General features: G+C 71.3%; 16 protein-coding genes. 12 read left to right on the forward strand and 4 right to left on the reverse strand.

What is annotated here, in order from left to right; all coding sequences use genetic code 11:
* The 8 genes from ACWGI8_RS21090 to ACWGI8_RS21125 form a co-directional block, all read left to right on the forward strand.
* Positions 1-1,755, forward strand: a 1,755-nt coding sequence (locus ACWGI8_RS21090) for a DNA translocase FtsK (RefSeq protein WP_453662951.1), incomplete at its 5' end; no start/stop codon positions are given.
* Between the two features lie 189 nt (positions 1,756-1,944).
* Positions 1,945-2,766 (forward strand): helix-turn-helix domain-containing protein, encoded by an 822-nt coding sequence (locus ACWGI8_RS21095; RefSeq protein ID WP_453662953.1) that lies wholly within the window; start codon positions 1,945-1,947, stop codon positions 2,764-2,766.
* A gap of 75 nt (positions 2,767-2,841) precedes the next feature.
* Positions 2,842-4,347 (forward strand): 30S ribosomal protein S12 methylthiotransferase RimO, encoded by a 1,506-nt coding sequence (rimO, locus tag ACWGI8_RS21100; protein ID WP_453662955.1) that lies wholly within the window; start codon positions 2,842-2,844, stop codon positions 4,345-4,347.
* Positions 4,344-5,021 (forward strand): CDP-diacylglycerol--glycerol-3-phosphate 3-phosphatidyltransferase, encoded by a 678-nt coding sequence (pgsA, locus tag ACWGI8_RS21105; RefSeq protein WP_453662956.1) that lies wholly within the window; start codon positions 4,344-4,346, stop codon positions 5,019-5,021. The genes rimO and pgsA overlap by 4 nt, the downstream gene beginning before the upstream one ends.
* The gene (locus ACWGI8_RS21110) at positions 5,018-5,527 is read left to right on the forward strand and encodes a CinA family protein (RefSeq protein ID WP_453662958.1); all 510 of its coding nucleotides are present in this window, start codon (positions 5,018-5,020) and stop codon (positions 5,525-5,527) included. Before pgsA ends, ACWGI8_RS21110 begins: the two co-directional genes overlap by 4 nt.
* Positions 5,528-5,636: 109 nt before the next feature.
* The gene (locus ACWGI8_RS21115; protein WP_453662959.1) at positions 5,637-6,017 is read left to right on the forward strand and encodes a helix-turn-helix domain-containing protein; all 381 of its coding nucleotides are present in this window, start codon (positions 5,637-5,639) and stop codon (positions 6,015-6,017) included.
* A 145-nt stretch (positions 6,018-6,162) separates the two neighbouring features.
* Positions 6,163-6,633 carry a Dps family protein gene (locus ACWGI8_RS21120; protein WP_453662960.1) on the forward strand — a complete coding sequence of 157 codons (471 nt, stop codon included), beginning with the start codon at positions 6,163-6,165 and terminating at the stop codon, positions 6,631-6,633.
* A 205-nt stretch (positions 6,634-6,838) separates the two neighbouring features.
* The gene (locus tag ACWGI8_RS21125; RefSeq protein ID WP_453662962.1) at positions 6,839-7,093 is read left to right on the forward strand and encodes a hypothetical protein; all 255 of its coding nucleotides are present in this window, start codon (positions 6,839-6,841) and stop codon (positions 7,091-7,093) included.
* On the opposite strand, the gene ACWGI8_RS21130 is transcribed toward ACWGI8_RS21125, so the two are convergent.
* The 3 genes from ACWGI8_RS21130 to ACWGI8_RS21140 form a co-directional block, all read right to left on the reverse strand.
* Positions 7,041-7,817 carry an SDR family NAD(P)-dependent oxidoreductase gene (locus ACWGI8_RS21130; RefSeq protein ID WP_453662963.1) on the reverse strand — a complete coding sequence of 259 codons (777 nt, stop codon included), beginning with the start codon at positions 7,815-7,817 and terminating at the stop codon, positions 7,041-7,043. The two genes, ACWGI8_RS21125 and ACWGI8_RS21130, sit on opposite strands and share 53 nt — an antisense overlap.
* A gap of 104 nt (positions 7,818-7,921) precedes the next feature.
* Positions 7,922-8,713 (reverse strand): Fpg/Nei family DNA glycosylase, encoded by a 792-nt coding sequence (locus ACWGI8_RS21135; protein ID WP_453662964.1) that lies wholly within the window; start codon positions 8,711-8,713, stop codon positions 7,922-7,924.
* A gap of 124 nt (positions 8,714-8,837) precedes the next feature.
* The gene (locus tag ACWGI8_RS21140) at positions 8,838-13,493 is read right to left on the reverse strand and encodes an ATP-dependent helicase (protein ID WP_453662965.1); all 4,656 of its coding nucleotides are present in this window, start codon (positions 13,491-13,493) and stop codon (positions 8,838-8,840) included.
* 55 nt (positions 13,494-13,548) lie between these two features.
* On the opposite strand from ACWGI8_RS21140, the gene ACWGI8_RS21145 reads away from it, so the two are divergent.
* From ACWGI8_RS21145 to ACWGI8_RS21155, 3 genes are all read left to right on the forward strand, one after another.
* Positions 13,549-14,415: an AraC family ligand binding domain-containing protein gene (locus ACWGI8_RS21145; RefSeq protein WP_453662967.1), complete on the forward strand. Its 867-nt coding sequence runs from the start codon at positions 13,549-13,551 to the stop codon at positions 14,413-14,415.
* A 316-nt stretch (positions 14,416-14,731) separates the two neighbouring features.
* A complete protein-coding gene (locus ACWGI8_RS21150; RefSeq protein WP_453662974.1) occupies positions 14,732-15,448 on the forward strand; it encodes an AzlC family ABC transporter permease in 717 nt (238 codons plus the stop codon).
* Positions 15,445-15,753, forward strand: a complete 309-nt coding sequence (locus tag ACWGI8_RS21155) for an AzlD domain-containing protein (RefSeq protein ID WP_453662969.1) — start codon at positions 15,445-15,447, stop codon at positions 15,751-15,753. Before ACWGI8_RS21150 ends, ACWGI8_RS21155 begins: the two co-directional genes overlap by 4 nt.
* 174 nt (positions 15,754-15,927) lie before the next feature.
* On the opposite strand, the gene ACWGI8_RS21160 is transcribed toward ACWGI8_RS21155, so the two are convergent.
* On the reverse strand, positions 15,928-16,833 hold the full coding sequence (locus ACWGI8_RS21160; protein WP_453662971.1) for a hypothetical protein: 906 nt from the start codon (positions 16,831-16,833) through the stop codon (positions 15,928-15,930).
* Positions 16,834-16,912: 79 nt separating this feature from the next.
* Between ACWGI8_RS21160 and ACWGI8_RS21165 the strand changes: the two genes are divergently transcribed.
* Entirely contained in the window at positions 16,913-17,107 is a 195-nt protein-coding gene (locus tag ACWGI8_RS21165; RefSeq protein ID WP_453662972.1) for a DUF3046 domain-containing protein, read from the forward strand.
* The last annotated feature ends 156 nt before the right edge of the window (positions 17,108-17,263 follow it).

The raw sequence follows: 17,263 nt of genomic DNA on the forward strand, positions 1-17,263 counted from the left end.
GTCCCGGACCGGCCCATGGACGCGGTCGACGTGGCCGCGGCCGCCGCCGCCGCCCTGGACGGGGCCGTGCTCAACGGGATGCCGCCCTCGCCGATCGTCGCCGACCTGACCCGGGACGTCACCGCCGACCGGGAGCGCGCCGTCGGGCCCGTACCGGGCGCCAGGAGCGAGCAGCCGGTGTCCGCCGCTTCCGGCGGCGCCGTACCGGACCTGACCAAACCCGCACCCGAGGAGTCCCAGCCCCTCCCGCCGCGCGCCGAGCAGCTCCAGCTGTCCGGCGACATCACGTACGCGCTCCCGTCGCTGGACCTGCTGGAGCGCGGCGGTCCGGGCAAGACCCGCAGTGCCGCGAACGACGCGATCGTCGCGTCGCTGACGAACGTCTTCGCGGAGTTCAAGGTCGACGCCGCGGTCACCGGCTTCACCCGCGGCCCGACGGTCACCCGCTACGAGGTGGAACTGGGACCGGCCGTGAAGGTCGAGCGGATCACCGCGCTGACCAAGAACATCGCGTACGCCGTGGCCAGTCCGGATGTCCGGATCATCTCGCCGATCCCCGGCAAGTCCGCCGTCGGCATCGAGATCCCCAATTCCGACCGCGAGATGGTCAACCTCGGCGATGTGCTGCGCCTGGCCGACGCGGCGGGGGACGACCACCCCATGCTGGTCGCGCTAGGCAAGGACGTCGAGGGCGGCTATGTGATGGCCAACCTCGCGAAGATGCCGCACGTCCTGGTCGCCGGTGCCACCGGATCGGGAAAGTCCTCGTGCATCAACTGCCTCATCACCTCGGTGATGATAAGAGCGACTCCGGAGGACGTCCGGATGGTCCTCGTCGACCCCAAGCGGGTCGAGCTGACCGCGTACGAGGGCATCCCGCACCTGATCACGCCCATCATCACCAACCCGAAGCGGGCCGCCGAGGCGCTGCAGTGGGTCGTCCGCGAGATGGATCTGCGCTACGACGACCTCGCGGCATTCGGTTACCGGCACATCGACGACTTCAACCAGGCCATCCGGAACGGCAAGGTCAAACTGCCCGAAGGCAGCGAGCGCGACCTCCAGCCGTATCCGTACCTGCTGGTCATAGTCGACGAGCTCGCGGACCTGATGATGGTCGCCCCGCGGGACGTCGAGGACGCCATCGTCCGCATCACCCAGCTGGCGCGCGCGGCCGGTATCCATCTGGTACTCGCCACCCAGCGGCCCTCCGTCGATGTCGTCACGGGTCTGATCAAGGCGAATGTGCCCTCGCGGCTCGCCTTCGCCACCTCGTCGCTCGCCGACAGCCGGGTCATCCTCGACCAGCCCGGTGCCGAAAAGTTGATCGGAAAGGGTGACGGTCTGTTCCTCCCAATGGGTGCGAACAAGCCGACCCGTATGCAGGGCGCCTTCGTCACCGAGGAGGAGGTCGCGGCCGTAGTCCAGCACTGCAAGGACCAGATGGCCCCCGTCTTCCGGGACGACGTGGTGGTCGGGACGAAGCAGAAGAAGGAGATCGACGAGGACATCGGCGACGATCTCGATCTGCTCTGCCAGGCCGCCGAGCTGGTGGTTTCCACCCAGTTCGGGTCGACGTCCATGCTCCAGCGGAAGCTGCGCGTCGGCTTCGCGAAGGCCGGCCGGCTGATGGACCTCATGGAGTCGCGGAACATCGTGGGACCCAGCGAGGGCTCAAAGGCGCGCGACGTCCTGGTGAAACCTGATGAGCTGGATGGAGTGCTCGCGGTGATCCGCGGGGAGTCTCACTCGTAGGGGAAAATGAGGCAACCGTTTCCCTTGGTCGTACGTCAAGTTGGAGGGAGGGGCAGCACCGTGTCCCGTCCTCACGCTGTCCTTCCATTCTGATGGCGTACAAACGGCATCCGCCCGGTTGCCCCACCCTTTCGTACCACCCCTAGACTGAACCTCCAGCAGGTGGCTACACGCTCGAAAGGCGCCCCCGTGTCCATCGGCAACTCCCCCGAAGACGACCGGCCTTCGATCGAGGACGACCGGCCTTCGATCGGTCGCTCACTCCAGCAGGCTCGTACCGACGCAGGTCTGACCATCGACGAGGTCAGTACCTCCACCCGCGTGCGCGTCCCCATCGTGCAGGCGATCGAGCAGGACGACTTCTCCCGCTGCGGTGGTGATGTGTACGCGCGCGGGCACATCAGGACGCTCGCACGTGCCGTTGGACTGGATCCGGCTCCGTTCATCGCGCAGTACGACGCGGAGCACGGCGGCAGGCCCTCGCCCACACCCGCAGCCCCCCTCTTCGAGGCGGAACGTATCCGCCCCGAGCCCAGGCGCCCGAACTGGACCGCCGCGATGGTCGCGGCGATCGTCGCCGTCATCGGATTCGCCGGCTTCACGCTCGTCAACGGCGGAGACGACGGCAACGGCACCAAGAAGGTCGCCGAGGGCCCGACGCCCGAGAAGCCCACCAAGAAGCCGGCCCCGGCCAAGCCGGCCGATCCCAAGCCGGACCCCTCCGAGAGCGCCATCGCCGCCGTACCGCAGGACAAGGTGACGGTGAAGCTGTCCGCCGTCGACGACAAGAGCTGGATCTCCGCCAAATCCGCCAACGGCAAGCTGCTCTTCGACGGGCTGCTGCTCGCGGGCGAGTCCAAGACCTTCCAGGACGACGAGCGGCTGGACCTGATCCTGGGCAATGCCGGCGCGATCGATCTGTTCGTGAACGGCAAGAAGGTGGCGGACCAGTTCGAGAACGGGCAGGTCGAACGACTGTCCTACTCGAAGGGTGACCCCGAGGCCGGCTGACCCCCGGGGACCGGTGGTCCCCGACCGATAACCTCGCGGATCGGGCGTGGGCCAGGACAAAGTAGTCTTGAGTCCATGCCCGAACGCCGTACCGTCGCCCTTGTCACTCTTGGCTGCGCCCGTAACGAGGTGGACTCGGAGGAGCTCGCAGGCCGCTTGGCAGCGGACGGCTGGGAGCTCGTCGAGGAAGCCGCCGACGCGGATGTCGCGGTCGTCAACACCTGCGGATTCGTCGAAGCCGCCAAGAAGGACTCCGTCGACGCGCTGCTCGAAGCCAACGATCTCAAGGATCATGGGAAGACCCAGGCCGTCGTCGCCGTGGGCTGCATGGCCGAGCGGTACGGCAAAGAGCTCGCGGACGCCCTGCCCGAGGCGGACGGCGTGCTGGGCTTCGACGACTACGCCGACATCTCCGACCGGCTCCAGACCATCCTGAGCGGCGGAATCCACGCCTCGCACACTCCGCGCGACCGGCGCAAGCTGCTGCCCATCAGCCCCTCGCAGCGGCAGGACTCGCTCGCGGACGTGGCTCTGCCCGGGCACGCCCAAGCGCCCGTCCCGGCCCCTGCTCAGGCCCCCGAGGACGTCCCGGCCGACCTCCCCGACGGTCTCGCGCCCGCCTCCGGGCCGCGCGCGCCGCTGCGCCGCAGACTGGACACCAGCCCGGTCGCCTCGGTGAAGCTCGCCTCGGGCTGCGACCGGCGCTGCTCGTTCTGCGCGATCCCGTCGTTCCGCGGCTCGTTCGTCTCCCGCCGCCCGAGCGATGTCCTGAACGAGACGCGCTGGCTCGCCGAGCAGGGCGTCAAGGAGATCATGCTGGTCTCCGAGAACAACACCTCGTACGGCAAGGACCTCGGCGACATCCGGCTGCTGGAGACCCTGCTGCCGGAGCTCGCGTCGGTCGACGGCATCGAGCGGATCCGGGTCAGCTATCTGCAGCCCGCCGAGATGCGTCCTGGTCTCATCGACGTGCTGACGTCGACGGAGAAGGTCGCGCCGTACTTCGACCTGTCGTTCCAGCACAGTGCGCCCGCCGTGCTGCGCGCGATGCGGCGCTTCGGGGACACCGAGCGGTTCCTGGAGCTGCTGGAGACGATCCGCTCCAAGGCTCCGCAGGCGGGCGTGCGGTCCAACTTCATCGTCGGCTTCCCGGGGGAGACCGAGGTGGACTTCAACGAGCTGGAGCGCTTCCTCAACGAGGCGCGGCTGGACGCCATCGGCGTCTTCGGCTACTCCGACGAGGACGGCACCGAGGCCGCGGGCTACGACCTGAAGCTCGACCAGGACGTCATCGACGAGCGTCTCGCGCATCTGTCCCGGCTCGCCGAGGAGCTGACCGCGCAGCGTGCGGAGGAGCGGATCGGCGAGACCCTGCACGTGCTGGTCGAGAGCGTGGACGGCGAGGACGGTGCGGTGGGCCGCGCCGCCCACCAGGCGCCCGAGACCGACGGCCAGGTGATCTTCACCGCCCCCGAGGGCCTGGCGCCCGGACGTATCGTCGAGGCCAAGGTGGTGGGAACGGAGGGCGTCGACCTGGTGGCCGACGTCGTCTCCGAGTGTCGTGAGGAGGCAGGCAGATGACCGGAGTCCCGGCATCCGCTGCGGGCGGTACCGGCAAGCCGGCGCCCGGCGGCAAGCTGGGCGCTGCGGCCGTCAACCAGGCCAGCCTGTGGAACATCGCGAACATCCTCACCATGGTGCGCCTGGTGCTGGTCCCCGGGTTCGTGATCCTGCTGCTCCAGGACGGCGGCCACGACCCCGTCTGGCGTGCCTGGGCATGGGCGGCGTTCGCCGTCGCCATGATCACCGATATCTTCGACGGCCATCTGGCGCGCCAGTACAACCTGGTCACGGACTTCGGGAAGATCGCGGACCCGATCGCGGACAAGGCGATCATGGCGGCCGGTCTGATCTGTCTCTCGGCGCTCGGAGATCTGCCCTGGTGGGTGACGGGAGTGATCCTCTTCCGTGAGCTGGGGATCACGCTGATGCGCTTCTGGGTGATCCGGCACGGGGTGATTCCGGCCAGCCGCGGCGGCAAGATGAAGACCCTCGCCCAGGGCACGGCGGTCGGGATGTACGTCCTCGTGCTGACCGGTCCGCTGGCGACCCTGCGCTGGTGGGTGATGGCGGTCGCGGTCGTGCTGACCGTGGTCACCGGGCTGGATTACGTGCGACAGGCGGTGGTCCTGCGACGCAAGGGGCTCGCTGCCGAGCGCGCCGCTGCGCGGGACACCGCGGAGTCCTCACGATGAGCCTCGCGGCCGGGGTGCTCGCGCTGCTTGCGGAGCGTGGCGAGACCCTGGCCGTCGCGGAGTCGCTCACGGGCGGTCTGGTGGCCGCGGAGCTGACCTCCGTACCCGGGGCCTCGAAGTCCTTCCGCGGCTCCGTGACGGCGTACGCAACGGCCGTGAAGCAGGATCTTCTGGGGGTCGACGGGGCCCTTCTGGCCGAGCGCGGTGCGGTCGATTCCGAGGTGGCCGCGCAGATGGCGGCGGGTGTGCGGGCCCGGCTGGGCGCCGGCTGGGGGATCGCGACCACCGGAGTCGCGGGGCCCGAGGCGCAGGACGGGCAGCCCGTGGGAACGGTCTTCGTGGCGGTCGCCGGCCCGGACGGCGCACAGAAAGTGCACGCGCTGCGATTGAACGGCGACCGTGCGGAAATCCGTAGAGAGAGTGTACGGAGCGTGCTGGAACTGCTCGCCGGGGAACTTTCGGGGAATGGGCGGGCACAGGATACGGAACAGAACGGGGGGAATTGATGTTTGCAGCCCTGAGTGAACACGACATCGCTCCCCGCACGGCCGCAGCGCGAGGCGGTACGGTGGGGCGTGAAGGATGCGGCTACACGGTCCGAGGAGGGAGCCACCGATGATTCTGCTCCGTCGCCTGCTGGGTGACGTGCTGCGTCGGCAGCGCCAGCGTCAGGGCCGTACTCTGCGCGAAGTCTCCTCGTCCGCCCGAGTTTCTCTCGGCTATCTCTCCGAGGTGGAGCGGGGGCAGAAGGAGGCTTCCTCCGAGCTGCTCTCCGCGATCTGCGACGCGCTTGACGTACGGATGTCCGAGCTCATGCGTGAAGTGAGCGACGAGCTGTCGCTGGCCGAACTGGCCGAGTCGGCAGCGGCGAGCGAGCCGGTGTCCGCACCGGTGCGTCCGCTCAGTTCGGTGTCCGTGACGTCGGTGGCGGGCGTGCCGACCGAACGGGTGACGATCAAGGCGCCCGCGGAAGCGGTGGATGTCGTCGCTGCTTGATCTCCACGTGTGAGCCCCGGCCGGGCTACCCGGCCGGGGCTTCACTTTTCTCTCGCCTGACCGTTTTGTGGCATATGTGCCATGGTGGAGAGCGGTGTCATCGCAGCGGTGTCATCGACACGGCGCCATGGGAACGGAGGTCGCGATGTCTGTGGTGAAGAGCCCGCTCTCCGAGCAGGAACGCAAGGTCACGGGTGAGGCCCTTCAGGGTGCACTGGTGGACCTGGTCGACCTGGCGCTCGTGGCCAAGCAGGTCCACTGGAACGTCGTCGGGCCACGCTTCCGTTCGGTGCACCTCCAGCTGGACGATGTCGTCGCCACGGCCAGGCTGCACTCGGACACCGTGGCCGAACGTGCTGCCGCGATCGGTGTCACACCCGACGGCCGGGCCGCGACGGTCGCCTCGACGAGCGGCATCGGCAAGGTGCCGGACGGCTGGATCCAGGACTCCGACGTGGTGAGCACGTTGGTGAAGGCGCTGGGCTCGGTGATTGCGAGGATGCGCGAACGGATCAAGGCCACGGCGGAACCGGACCCGGTGAGCCAGGACATCCTGATCGGGCTCACGGCCGACCTGGAGAAGCACGCCTGGATGTTCCAGGCGGAGAGCGTGTAGCGCGGTGACCATGGCCGAAGGTGGGCCGGAGGCTCCGCCGACGGCTGAGCCGGCCGGCGTTGCCTGCGGCGTGCGCGGGCGCATGGCCCGGTGCATGAACCTCTGGGGCGCCAGGCACATACGCTGCGGGCGCGCCTGGTGTGCATCCGGTGCGCCCTCCCGCCGAGTGATCGGTCCGGTCTAGCGTCGACCGGAGGAGGCGGCCATGGTAAGGCGATGGGTCCTGCTGCCGGTGCTCGCACTGGGCGCGATGTGGTGGTGGGCCGTTCTGCGGCTGGTGCTGGTGCCGGAGCATGCGGGACTCGTCGAGGGGGCAGTGGCGGCAGGCGGGTGGGGGCTCAGCCTGTTGCCGGTGCATGTCGCGTCGCGAGCCGGGGATGCCGGTGCGGCCGGGGGAACGACCACGGCTACCACGGCATGGCGACGCCACCGTTCGGGCGGAGGATCTGACCCGTCGTGAAAGACGACGCGTCGGAGGCGAGATGGAGGACCGCGTGTGCGATGTCCTCGGGCTCGCCGACCCTCCCGAGCGGTGACAGCCGGACCATGGCGGCCTCCGCCTTCTGCTGCAACGCCGCGTCATGACGGTCGGTCATGGGCGTACGGATCCAGCCCGGGGCGACCGCGTTGACCCGGACGGCATACGGACCGAGCTCGGCGGCCAGGGTCTTGGTGAGCTGGACGACGGCAGCCTTGGCCACGCTGTAGCACAGCAGGCCCGGGTTCGCGGCGTCGACCGCGCCGGAGGCCATGGTGATGATCGAGCCCCGTACGCCCGCGTCGATCATGGAGCGGGCCGCGGCCTGGCAGGCGTACAACACGCCCTTGAAGTTGATGGCGAGTACCCGGTCGAGGTCCTCGTCACGGGTCTCGAGGACGGAGCTGGAATGCATGATTCCGGCTACCGCGGCCATGATGTGCAGCGGGCCGGATGCGGTGGCGGCCGCCGTGACGGCCGTGTGGAGCCGGTCCCGGTCGCTCACGTCGACGAGATGGGTGTGGGCCGTGCCGCCGCTGTCGGCGATCAGGGTCCGGGTCTCGTGGAGGCCTTTCTCGACCACGTCCGCGCAGTGGACGGTGGCGCCCGCCTGGGCGAGGAGAACGGCGGTGGCGCGGCCGATGCCGCTCGCCGCGCCCGTGACGAACGCGGTGCGGCCGGTGAGGTCGTACGCGGTGAGGGGCATGCCGGTGACCGTACGACTGGATCTGACGGATCGTCAACTAGTGTCGTGCGGTGGGTTCGGAGCGGGGCGTGGACGTGCAGCCCGGGTGGCCGGCCACCGCGTCTTCAGCCGCTCGGGCCGGACTGGCAGCCCGGACACCAGTAAGTGACGCGGTCGTCCTGGCCCGCCCTGTGGATCAGGGTGCCGCAGCGCAGACAGGGGCGGCCCTCGCGGCCGTACACGAACAGGCGCTGTTCGGTACGGCCCGCGGTGGGCGTGGTCCGGCGGTCGAAGCGGTCCTTGTTCACCTCAAGGAGGCGATGGGCCGTCGAGACCAGCCGCTCGGGAACGCCCGAGGGAAGCTCGCCGATCGGGAGCCATGGCGTGACCCGGGCCATGAAGGCCAGCTCCGATTTGTAGACGTTGCCGATGCCGGCCAGATTGCGCTGGTCGAGCAGGGCTTCACCGAGTGCCCGGGCCGGGTCGGCGAGCAGATTGCGCAGCGCGGTGCCGGGGTCCCAGTCGGGACCCAGCAGATCGGGTCCGAGATGCCCGACCACCTTCTCCTCGTCCTGGGTGCGGAGCAGCTCCAGCACCGGGAGGCGGTACCCGACGGCGACACGCTCCGCATTGCCGAGGATCGCCCGGATCTGGTGGCTCGGGCCGCCGCGCCAGCGCTCGCCCGGCTCGTACACCTGCCAGGAGCCGTCCATCCGCAGATGCGAGTGGAGGGTGAGGCCGCCCTCGACGCGGGTGAGCAGGTGCTTGCCGCGCGGAGTGACGTCAAGGACCTCCCGGCCCGTGAGATCCGCTGTGGCGAACCGCGGGACCCGCAGGTCGGAGCGCGTGAGCGTCCGCCCGGCCAGGGCGTCGTGCAGCTTCCGGGCGGTCAGCCAGACGGTGTCTCCTTCGGGCATGGCACCCATGATGCGGCAGGGGCGCACGGGCGTCGCCCTTGCACGCACGCGCGGCGCCTTCGCGCGCATGCGTGGGACCCGTCACCGGGGCGCGGGGCGCGGGGCGCGGGACCCGGGCCAGTGGTCAGGGGCGCAGGCGCAGGCCCCTCGGGGTGGCGTGGAATCCGGATTCCTCCAGCGGGCGGGACAGGGGAGAGGTCAGAGCCGTGGCTCCGTTGATGCGCTCGACCGTGACCGTGCCGAGCGCGCCCGCGCGGGCCGCCGCGGCGAGGGCCTCGGCCGCGGCCCGGAGCGCCGGGGCGTCCGGCTCGGTCGGCCAGGACAGCAAGGTCTTGCCGCCGCGCTCCATGTAGAGGGTGAGCTCGCCGTCGACGAGGACGACCAAGGAGCCCGCCTTGCGGCCGGGCTTGTGGCCCGCGCCGGTCGGCGGCTCGGGCCAGGAGAGGGCCGCCCCGTACGCGTTCGCCGGATCGGCCGCGGCCAGGACCACGGCACGGGGAGCTGTGTGTGCCTCGGCGCGGTCGCGGGCGGTCGCCGCCGCACGGAGCCGGTCCACCGCACCGTCCATCGCGAACTGGGCCGCCCCGAGGCCCTCGACGACATAGCCGCGCCGGGCCTGCCCGCTGTCCTCGAACGCGGACAGGATGCGGTACGTCGCCGAGAAGCCGCCCTCGACCCCTTCGGCCGCGACCGCGCCCCGGGTCACCACGCCATGACGGTCCAGCAGGGTCCGGGCCAGGGCATGGGCGCGGTGTGTGGGGTCCGGCTCCAGGGCGGGGAGCAGGGACCAGCGCCCGGAGACGGTCGGCGGTCCGGTGCGGGACGCCGGGCGCGCGGCGGCGGTCAGCGAGCCGTAACGCCCGCGCGGGATCGTGCGCTTGGCGCGGTGCGCCGTGGAGCCGGCGGTACGGCCCGAGCCGAGGAGCGAGCGCAGCGGTGCCAGCGTGTCGTTGGTGAGCCGCCCGGACCAGGCCAGGTCCCAGAGGGCATCGGCCAGTTGGGGATCGGTGACGTCCGGGTGGGTGGTGGCGCGGATCTGGTCGGCGATCTGCCGGAAGAACAGGCCGTATCCGCCGGAGAGAGTGGTGAGCACCGATTCGTGGAGGGCGGACAGCTCCAGTGGGTGCGGCTGCGGGAGCAGCAGCGGGGCCGCGTCCGCGAGATAGAGGGAGATCCAGCCGTCCTTGCCGGGCAGCGCGCCCGCTCCGGCCCACACCACCTCGCCGGTCGTGGTCAGTTCGTCGAGCAGGGTGGGTGAGTACCCCGTGACGCGGGAGGGGAGGATCAGCTTCTCCAGCGCGGAGGCAGGCACGGGAGCGCCCTGCAACTGCTCGATGGCGCGGGCCAGTCCGTCGATACCGCGCAGGCTGTTGTTCCCCAGATGCTGCCACTGGGGGAGGAAGGTGGCGAGCGCGGCCGGTGGAACCGGCTCCAGCTCCTGGCGGAGCGCGGCGAGCGAGCGCCGCCGCAGTCGCCTCAGCACGGCCGCATCACACCATTCCTGGCCGATGCCCGAGGGGTGGAACTCGCCCTGAACCACCCGCCCGCTCGCCGCCAGGCGCTGCAGTGCGCCGTCCGTGACGGCGGCGCCCAGGCCGAACCGGGCGGCAGCTTGGGACGAGGTGAACGGTCCGTGCGTACGGGCGAAGCGGGCCAGCAGATCGCCCAGCGGGTCCTTGACGGGCTCCGTGAACGCCTCGGGAACGCCCACCGGAAGCGCCGTGCCCAGTGCGTCCCGCAGCCGTCCGGCGTCCTCGACCGCCGCCCAGTGGTCGGCTCCGGCGATACGGACCCGGATGGCGCGCCGGGACGCGACCAGCTCCTCGGGCCAGCGCGGATCGGCGCCCCGCTCGGCCAGCTCGGCGCCGGTGAGCGGCCCCAGCACCCTCAGCAGATCGGCGACACCCTCCGCGTCCTTGACCTTGCGGTCGTCCGTGAGCCACTGCAGCTCCTGCTCCAGCTCGGTCAGCACGTCCGCGTCGAGCAGCTCGCGGAGCTCGGCCTGGCCGAGCAACTCGGCGAGCAGCCGGGAGTCCAGGGACAGGGCCGCGGCGCGCCGCTCGGCGAGCGGTGAGTCTCCCTCGTACAGGAACTGCGCCACATAGCCGAAGAGGAGGGAACGGGCGAACGGGGACGGCTCCGGGGTGGTGACCTCGACCAGGCGGACCCGGCGGGATTCGATGTCGCCCATCAGTTCCGTGAGCCCGGGGACGTCGAAGACGTCCTGGAGGCACTCCCGCACGGCCTCCAGCACGATGGGGAACGAGCCGAACTCGCTCGCCACCTGCAGCAGCTGCGCCGCGCGCTGACGCTGCTGCCAGAGCGGGGTGCGCTTGCCGGGGTTCCGGCGCGGCAGCAGCAGGGCACGCGCCGCGCACTCACGGAACCGGGACGCGAACAGCGCGGAACCGCCCACCTGGTCGGTGACGATCTGGCCGATCTCACCCTTGTCGAAGAGGGTGTCCGCGGCGCCGACGGGAGCCTGCTCGCTGTCGTAGGTGGTGTCGAGGTGCACCGGGTCCTGGTCGAGCAGGTCCAGGCCCATCAGGTCGGCGTCGGGCAGCCGCAGCACGATGCCGTCGTCGGCGTGCATGACCTGCGCGTCCATGCCGTACCGCTCGGCGAGGCGGGCGCCGAGCGCGAGCGCCCACGGGGCATGCACCTGGGCACCGAACGGGGAGTGCACCACGACCCGCCAGTCACCCAGCTCGTCACGGAACCGCTCGACGAGGATGGTGCGGTCGTCGGGGACATGGCCGCAGGCGCGGCGCTGCTCGTCCAGATAAGCCAGCACATTGCCGGCGGCCCAGGCGTCGAGCCCGGCGGTCATCAGCCGCAGCCGCGCGTCCTCGTCGGAGAGCGAGCCGATCTCCCGGAGGAACGCGCCCACCGCGCGGCCCAGTTCGAGCGGCCGCCCCAGCTGGTCGCCCTTCCAGAACGGGAGCCGGCCCGGCACTCCGGGAGCGGGGGAGACCAGCACCCGGTCGCGCGTGATGTCCTCGATCCGCCAGGAGGTGGTGCCGAGCGTGAAGACGTCGCCGACGCGGGACTCGTACACCATTTCCTCGTCGAGCTCGCCGACCCGGCCGCCGCCCTTCTTCGGGTCCGCCCCCGCCAGGAAGACGCCGAACAGTCCGCGGTCCGGGATGGTGCCGCCCGAGGTGACCGCGAGTCGCTGTGCGCCGGGACGCCCCGTGACCGTCCCGGCGACCCGGTCCCACACCACGCGCGGGCGCAACTCCGCGAAGGCGTCGGACGGATAGCGCCCCGCGAGCATGTCGAGCACGGCCGTGAACGCCGACTCGGGGAGCGAGGCGAAGGGTGCGGCGCGGCGCACGACGGCGAGCAGATCGTCCACCTGCCACGTGTCGAGGGCGACCATGGCGACGAGCTGCTGGGCCAGCACGTCCAGGGGATTCGCGGGGACGCGCAGGGACTCGATGGAGCCGGAGCGCATCCGCTCGGTGACCACGGCGGCCTGCACCAGATCCCCCCGGTACTTGGGGAAGACCACGCCCGTGGAGACCGCGCCGACCTGGTGTCCCGCGCGGCCGACGCGCTGCAGTCCGGATGCGACGGACGGCGGCGACTCGACCTGGACCACGAGATCGACCGCACCCATGTCGATGCCCAGCTCCAGACTGGAGGTGGCGACGACCGCCGGCAGCCGGCCCGCCTTCAGGTCCTCCTCGACGAGCGCGCGCTGTTCCTTGGAGACCGAGCCGTGGTGCGCGCGGGCGAGCAGCGCCGGGGCTCCCTGCGCGGCGCCGGACTGGGCCATGATCTCGGCAGGGGGAGCGCCTTCCGGAAGGGTCGTGGCGGAGCCGCGCGCATCGAACGCCGTGCCCATGGCCCGTTCGTACGCGATCTCGTTCAGCCGGTTGCACAGACGCTCGGCGAGGCGGCGGGAGTTGGCGAAGACGATCGTCGAGCGGTGCGCCTGCACCAGGTCCGCGATCCGCTCCTCGACATGCGGCCAGATCGACGGCTTCTCGCCGGAGCCGCCGCCGTCGGCCTCGGCGGCGGGGGAGCCTCCCAGCTCGCCCAGATCCTCGACCGGGACGACGACGGAGAGGTCGAACTCCTTGCCGGACGGCGGCTGGACGATCTCCACCTTGCGCTGCGGCGACAGATAGCGCGCCACCTCGTCCACCGGCCGGACGGTCGCGGACAGACCGATCCGGCGGGCGGGGCGCGGCAGCAGCTCGTCCAGCCGCTCCAGGGACAGGGCGAGATGCGCGCCCCTCTTGGTCCCCGCGACCGCATGCACCTCGTCCAGGATCACCGTCTCGACACCGGTCAGCGCCTCGCGCGTGGAGGACGTCAGCATCAGGAACAGCGACTCGGGCGTGGTGATCAGAATGTCCGGCGGGCGGGTCGCCAGCGCCCGCCGCTCGGCGGCCGGAGTGTCACCGGAGCGGATCCCGACCCGCACCTCGGGCTCGGGCAGCCCCAGCCGCACGGACTCCTGGCGGATACCGGTCAGCGGGCTGCGCAGATTCCGCTCGACATCGACCGCGAGCGCCTTCAGCGGGGACACGTACAGCACTCGGCAGCGCTTTCTCGCATCCGCGGGTGGCGGGGCGGACGCGAGCCGGTCGAGGGCGGCCAGGAACGCGGCGAGGGTCTTGCCCGAGCCGGTCGGCGCCACGACCAGCACGTCCGCCCCCTGCCCGATGGCCTGCCAGGCCCCTTCCTGGGCAGCGGTGGGCGCGCTGAACGCCCCCGTGAACCAGCCGCGGGTCGCGGGGGAGAAGGAATCGAGCGCGGTCCTGGACATGCCCCCATCGTGCACCGCCCCACTGACAATCGTCCGGACCTGCGAGAATGCGCTCATGGCCGAGGGCGAGTGGGCACGTTACTGGCAGCACGAACGGCTGCCCGGCATCGATCTGCTCAGGGCCCGCTACATCCGCCACACCTTTCCCCGCCACAGCCACGAGGGGTATGTCTTCGGCACGATCACCGGCGGAATCGAGGACGTCGGGCTGCCCGGCGGGGTCGTGCACGCCGGACCCGGCACCGTCGTCATGATCAACCCGGAGGTCCCGCACACGGCCAGAGCCGGAGTGCCCGAGGGCTGGGTGTACTGGACGCTGTACCCATCGGCGCAGGTGGTCGCCGAGATCGCCGCGGAGACGACGACGATCCGCGGAACCGCGGGATTCGCCGAGACCGATGTGGAGGACCACCAGGCGGCCCGGCTCATCCGTGAGGTCCACCGCGCCGCCGAGGAGGGCGACGCACTGACCGCCGACAGCATGCTGCGGATCATGGTCGCGCGAATGCTGCGCAACTACGGCAGCGCCCTGCCCCCGCGCGAGCCGCGCACCGCAGGCGCGCGCAGCGCGGCACGCGCTCGTGCGCTGCTGGAGGAGCGGATGGACGATCCGCCCGCACTCCAGGACCTGGCCGCCGAGCTCGGCACCAGCCCGTTCGCGCTGCTGCGGGCCTTCCGCGACAGCTACGGAATGCCTCCGCACACCTGGCTCACCGACGCGCGGGTCCGCCGGGCCCGCCGACTGCTCGACGTGGGCGTCGCACCGGCGCAGGCGGCCGTCGCAGTCGGCTTCACCGATCAGCCGCATCTCAACCGGCACTTCACGCGGATCGTGGGTGTGCCGCCGGGCGCCTACCAGAAGGGCCGCACGGGCGGCGGGACGCAGGGCCGACGAGGCCGCGCGGTCGGAGGAGGGCGCTGAAGCACGCTCCTTCGCGCCTGGCTGACAGCGACGGAGGCTGACGCGAAACGGGTACGGCGACGTCGCGTGAGCGCAATAACGTACAAGACCGGGAACAGGCGGACCACGTAGCCTCCGCGTCGTGGCAGAACAGACAGCAGCAACAGCAGCAGACATACCTGGCGGAGATCCCGGCGGAGGCCCCGCCGGACGCGCGGCGTGCGCGACGGCACGGGAACCCGTATCCGCCTTGGCGAGCATGTCCACCGAGAGCACATCCGCCGAGAGCACATCCGCCGAGAGCACGTCCGCCGAGGATGCGTCCTCGCTCGCCCCCATGCCGGAGTTCGCCCCCACGGCAGACAAGGCCGATTCCGCCGTCGTACGGGACTCCCTCGGTGTCGGTTTCGCCGTCGGCCTGTCCGGCTTCGCGTTCGGGGTGACCGCCGCGGGCGCCGGGCTCAGCGTTCTGCAGGCCTGTGCTCTCAGCCTGCTGGTCTTCACCGGAGCGTCGCAGTTCGCGCTGGTCGGCGCGCTCGCGGCGGGCGGCAACCCGTTCACCGCCGCGGCCGGCGCATTCTTCCTCGGCACCCGTAACGCGTTCTACGGCCTGCGGCTGTCCCAGCTGCTGCGCCTGCCGCGCGCCGTACGGCCCGTCGCGGCGCACTGGGTCATCGACGAGACCACAGCCGTCGCGCTGGCCCAGCCCACACGGCGCGCCGCACGCCTCGGCTTCACCCTCACCGGTCTCACGCTCTACGTGCTGTGGAACCTCACCACGCTGCTCGGGGCGCTCGGCGCCGAGGCGATCGGCGACACCGACGCCTGGGGGCTGGACGCGGCCGGGCCCGCGGTCTTCCTCGCACTGCTGGCACCCATGCTGCGCACGACGACCGAACGGGTGGTCGCGGGCATCGCCGTCGTCCTGGGCCTCGGCCTGCTGCCAGTGCTTCCCGCCGGAGTGCCGGTGCTGGTCGCAGCGCTCGCCGCGCCCGCCGTCCTCTGGGGCGAAGGCCGCAGGATCAGCAACAACCGGAAGGGAACGGACCGTTGAACGTCTGGATCGCGATCGGAGTGACAGCGGTCGCCTGCTACCTGGTCAAACTGGCCGGTCTTCTGGTGCCCGCAGGTGTGCTGGAGCGCCCGGTCGTCCAGCGGCTCGCCGCCCTGCTGCCGGTGGCCCTCCTCGCCGCGCTCACCGCGCAGCAGACCTTCAGCACCGGGGATGCGCTGATCCTCGACGCCCGGGCCGCCGGAGTCGGGGCGGCAGCGGTCGCCCTGATCCTGCGCGCCCCCTTTCTCGTCGTCGTCGCCGCCGCGGTGCTCGTCACAGCGGGTGTACGGGCTCTCGGCGGCTGACACCCTGCGGCACGGGGCGCGCGTCGTCGACAGGACCTTCGGTGCGGAGGTACGGGCCCTGCCCGCTTCGTCGGCGCTCGACGCGGGCGCGGCACGGCGCGGCGTCAGCGCCCTCCTGCCGGCGCCTCCTGCTGCTGCCGCTCGTTTCGGCGCTCCCTGGTCAGCTGTCAGCTGTCAGCGCAGGAGGCGTCCGTGCGCCCGCAGGGTGCGCAGTGCCTCGATCGTGACGATCGGACGCCACTCCAGGGCCGTGCCCGGCGCCCATTGGCGCCACCGGATCGGCCAGCCGCCGTCCTCCTCCTGCTCGGCCGCGAGATGGTCCAGGGACCGCTCCATCTCCTCGTCCGTGAACCAGCGCCGCGCCAGGGAGTCGGGCACGCGCGCGTAGTCGTGCGGAAAGTGGTACTCGCCCGGTGCGTAGCCGTCCGCGACCCGGTACGCGTCGAGCCGGTCCGGGTCGAGCACCGCGAGGCGCTGCTCGCGCACGAGCCGCCCCAGGCGGTCCGCCGCCTCCTCCGCGCGGGCGCGGTCCGGGACGCCGTCGAGGAACGCGATGGCCGCCTCGAACTCGTACGGATGCGACTTCTCCAGCGCGTCGACCGCGGCCCAGCAGAAGTCGGTCGCGCGGAACAGCCACGCGTGCCACACCTGGTTGCGGTGGAGCAGACCGACCACCGGGCCGGTGGCCAGCAGCTCGCTCGGCGGATCGGACACGATCGGGATGAACGGCGCCGTCGGATAGCCGCGCTGCGACGGGTGGATCGCGGGCAGCGCCCCGTCCCGGGTGGCCACGTCCGTGAGGTAGCGGCACATCCGCTCCACCCGCAGCCCGCCGCAGCGCCCGATGGAGTCCAGGACCCGCAGCGCGTGCGCCGTGTGCAGCGGCTGGCTCACCGGGCCGCGCAGATCGGGTTCGAGTGCGTGGCCGTAACCGCCGTCCTCGTTGAGATACGCGGTCAGCGCGGCCTCGACCGGCTCCGCTCCGGCGCCCAGGAAGTGGTACGCGAACCGCCGCTGCTCGAGCACGCGAGCCGTCAGCCAGATGAAGTGCTCGGCCCGTGCCAGGGGTGTTCCAGCCATGCTCCGACGGTAGGGCGGAAAGGGCTTTCGGCAAGGCGGACGGACATGGCTGCACTCTCACGGGCTGGATACTGGTGTCATGCGGTTGACGATTTTCTGGGAGCGGATGGCAGAGCACTTCGGCGCGGCGTACGCCGACTCCTTCGCGCGCGATCATGTGATGGCGGAGCTCGGGGGCCGTACGGTGCACGAGGCGCTGGATGCCGGCTGGGAGACGAAGGACGTCTGGCGCGGGGTCTGCGCCGCCGTCGGCATTCCCGCGGACAAGCGATGAGCCACGGGGTTGTCCACAGGTCCCGCCGGCTGTTGCGCCGGTAGGCGAGACTTGCTCCGTGGCATCGACTGACGAGTCCGTCCAGGACGAGAACTTCCCGATGGCCCGGCCCCCGGCGGCCGGGCCGTCCGATGACGGCGCGCGAGGGCCGGCGGG

The organism is Streptomyces sp. NPDC054841, assembly GCF_053611045.1.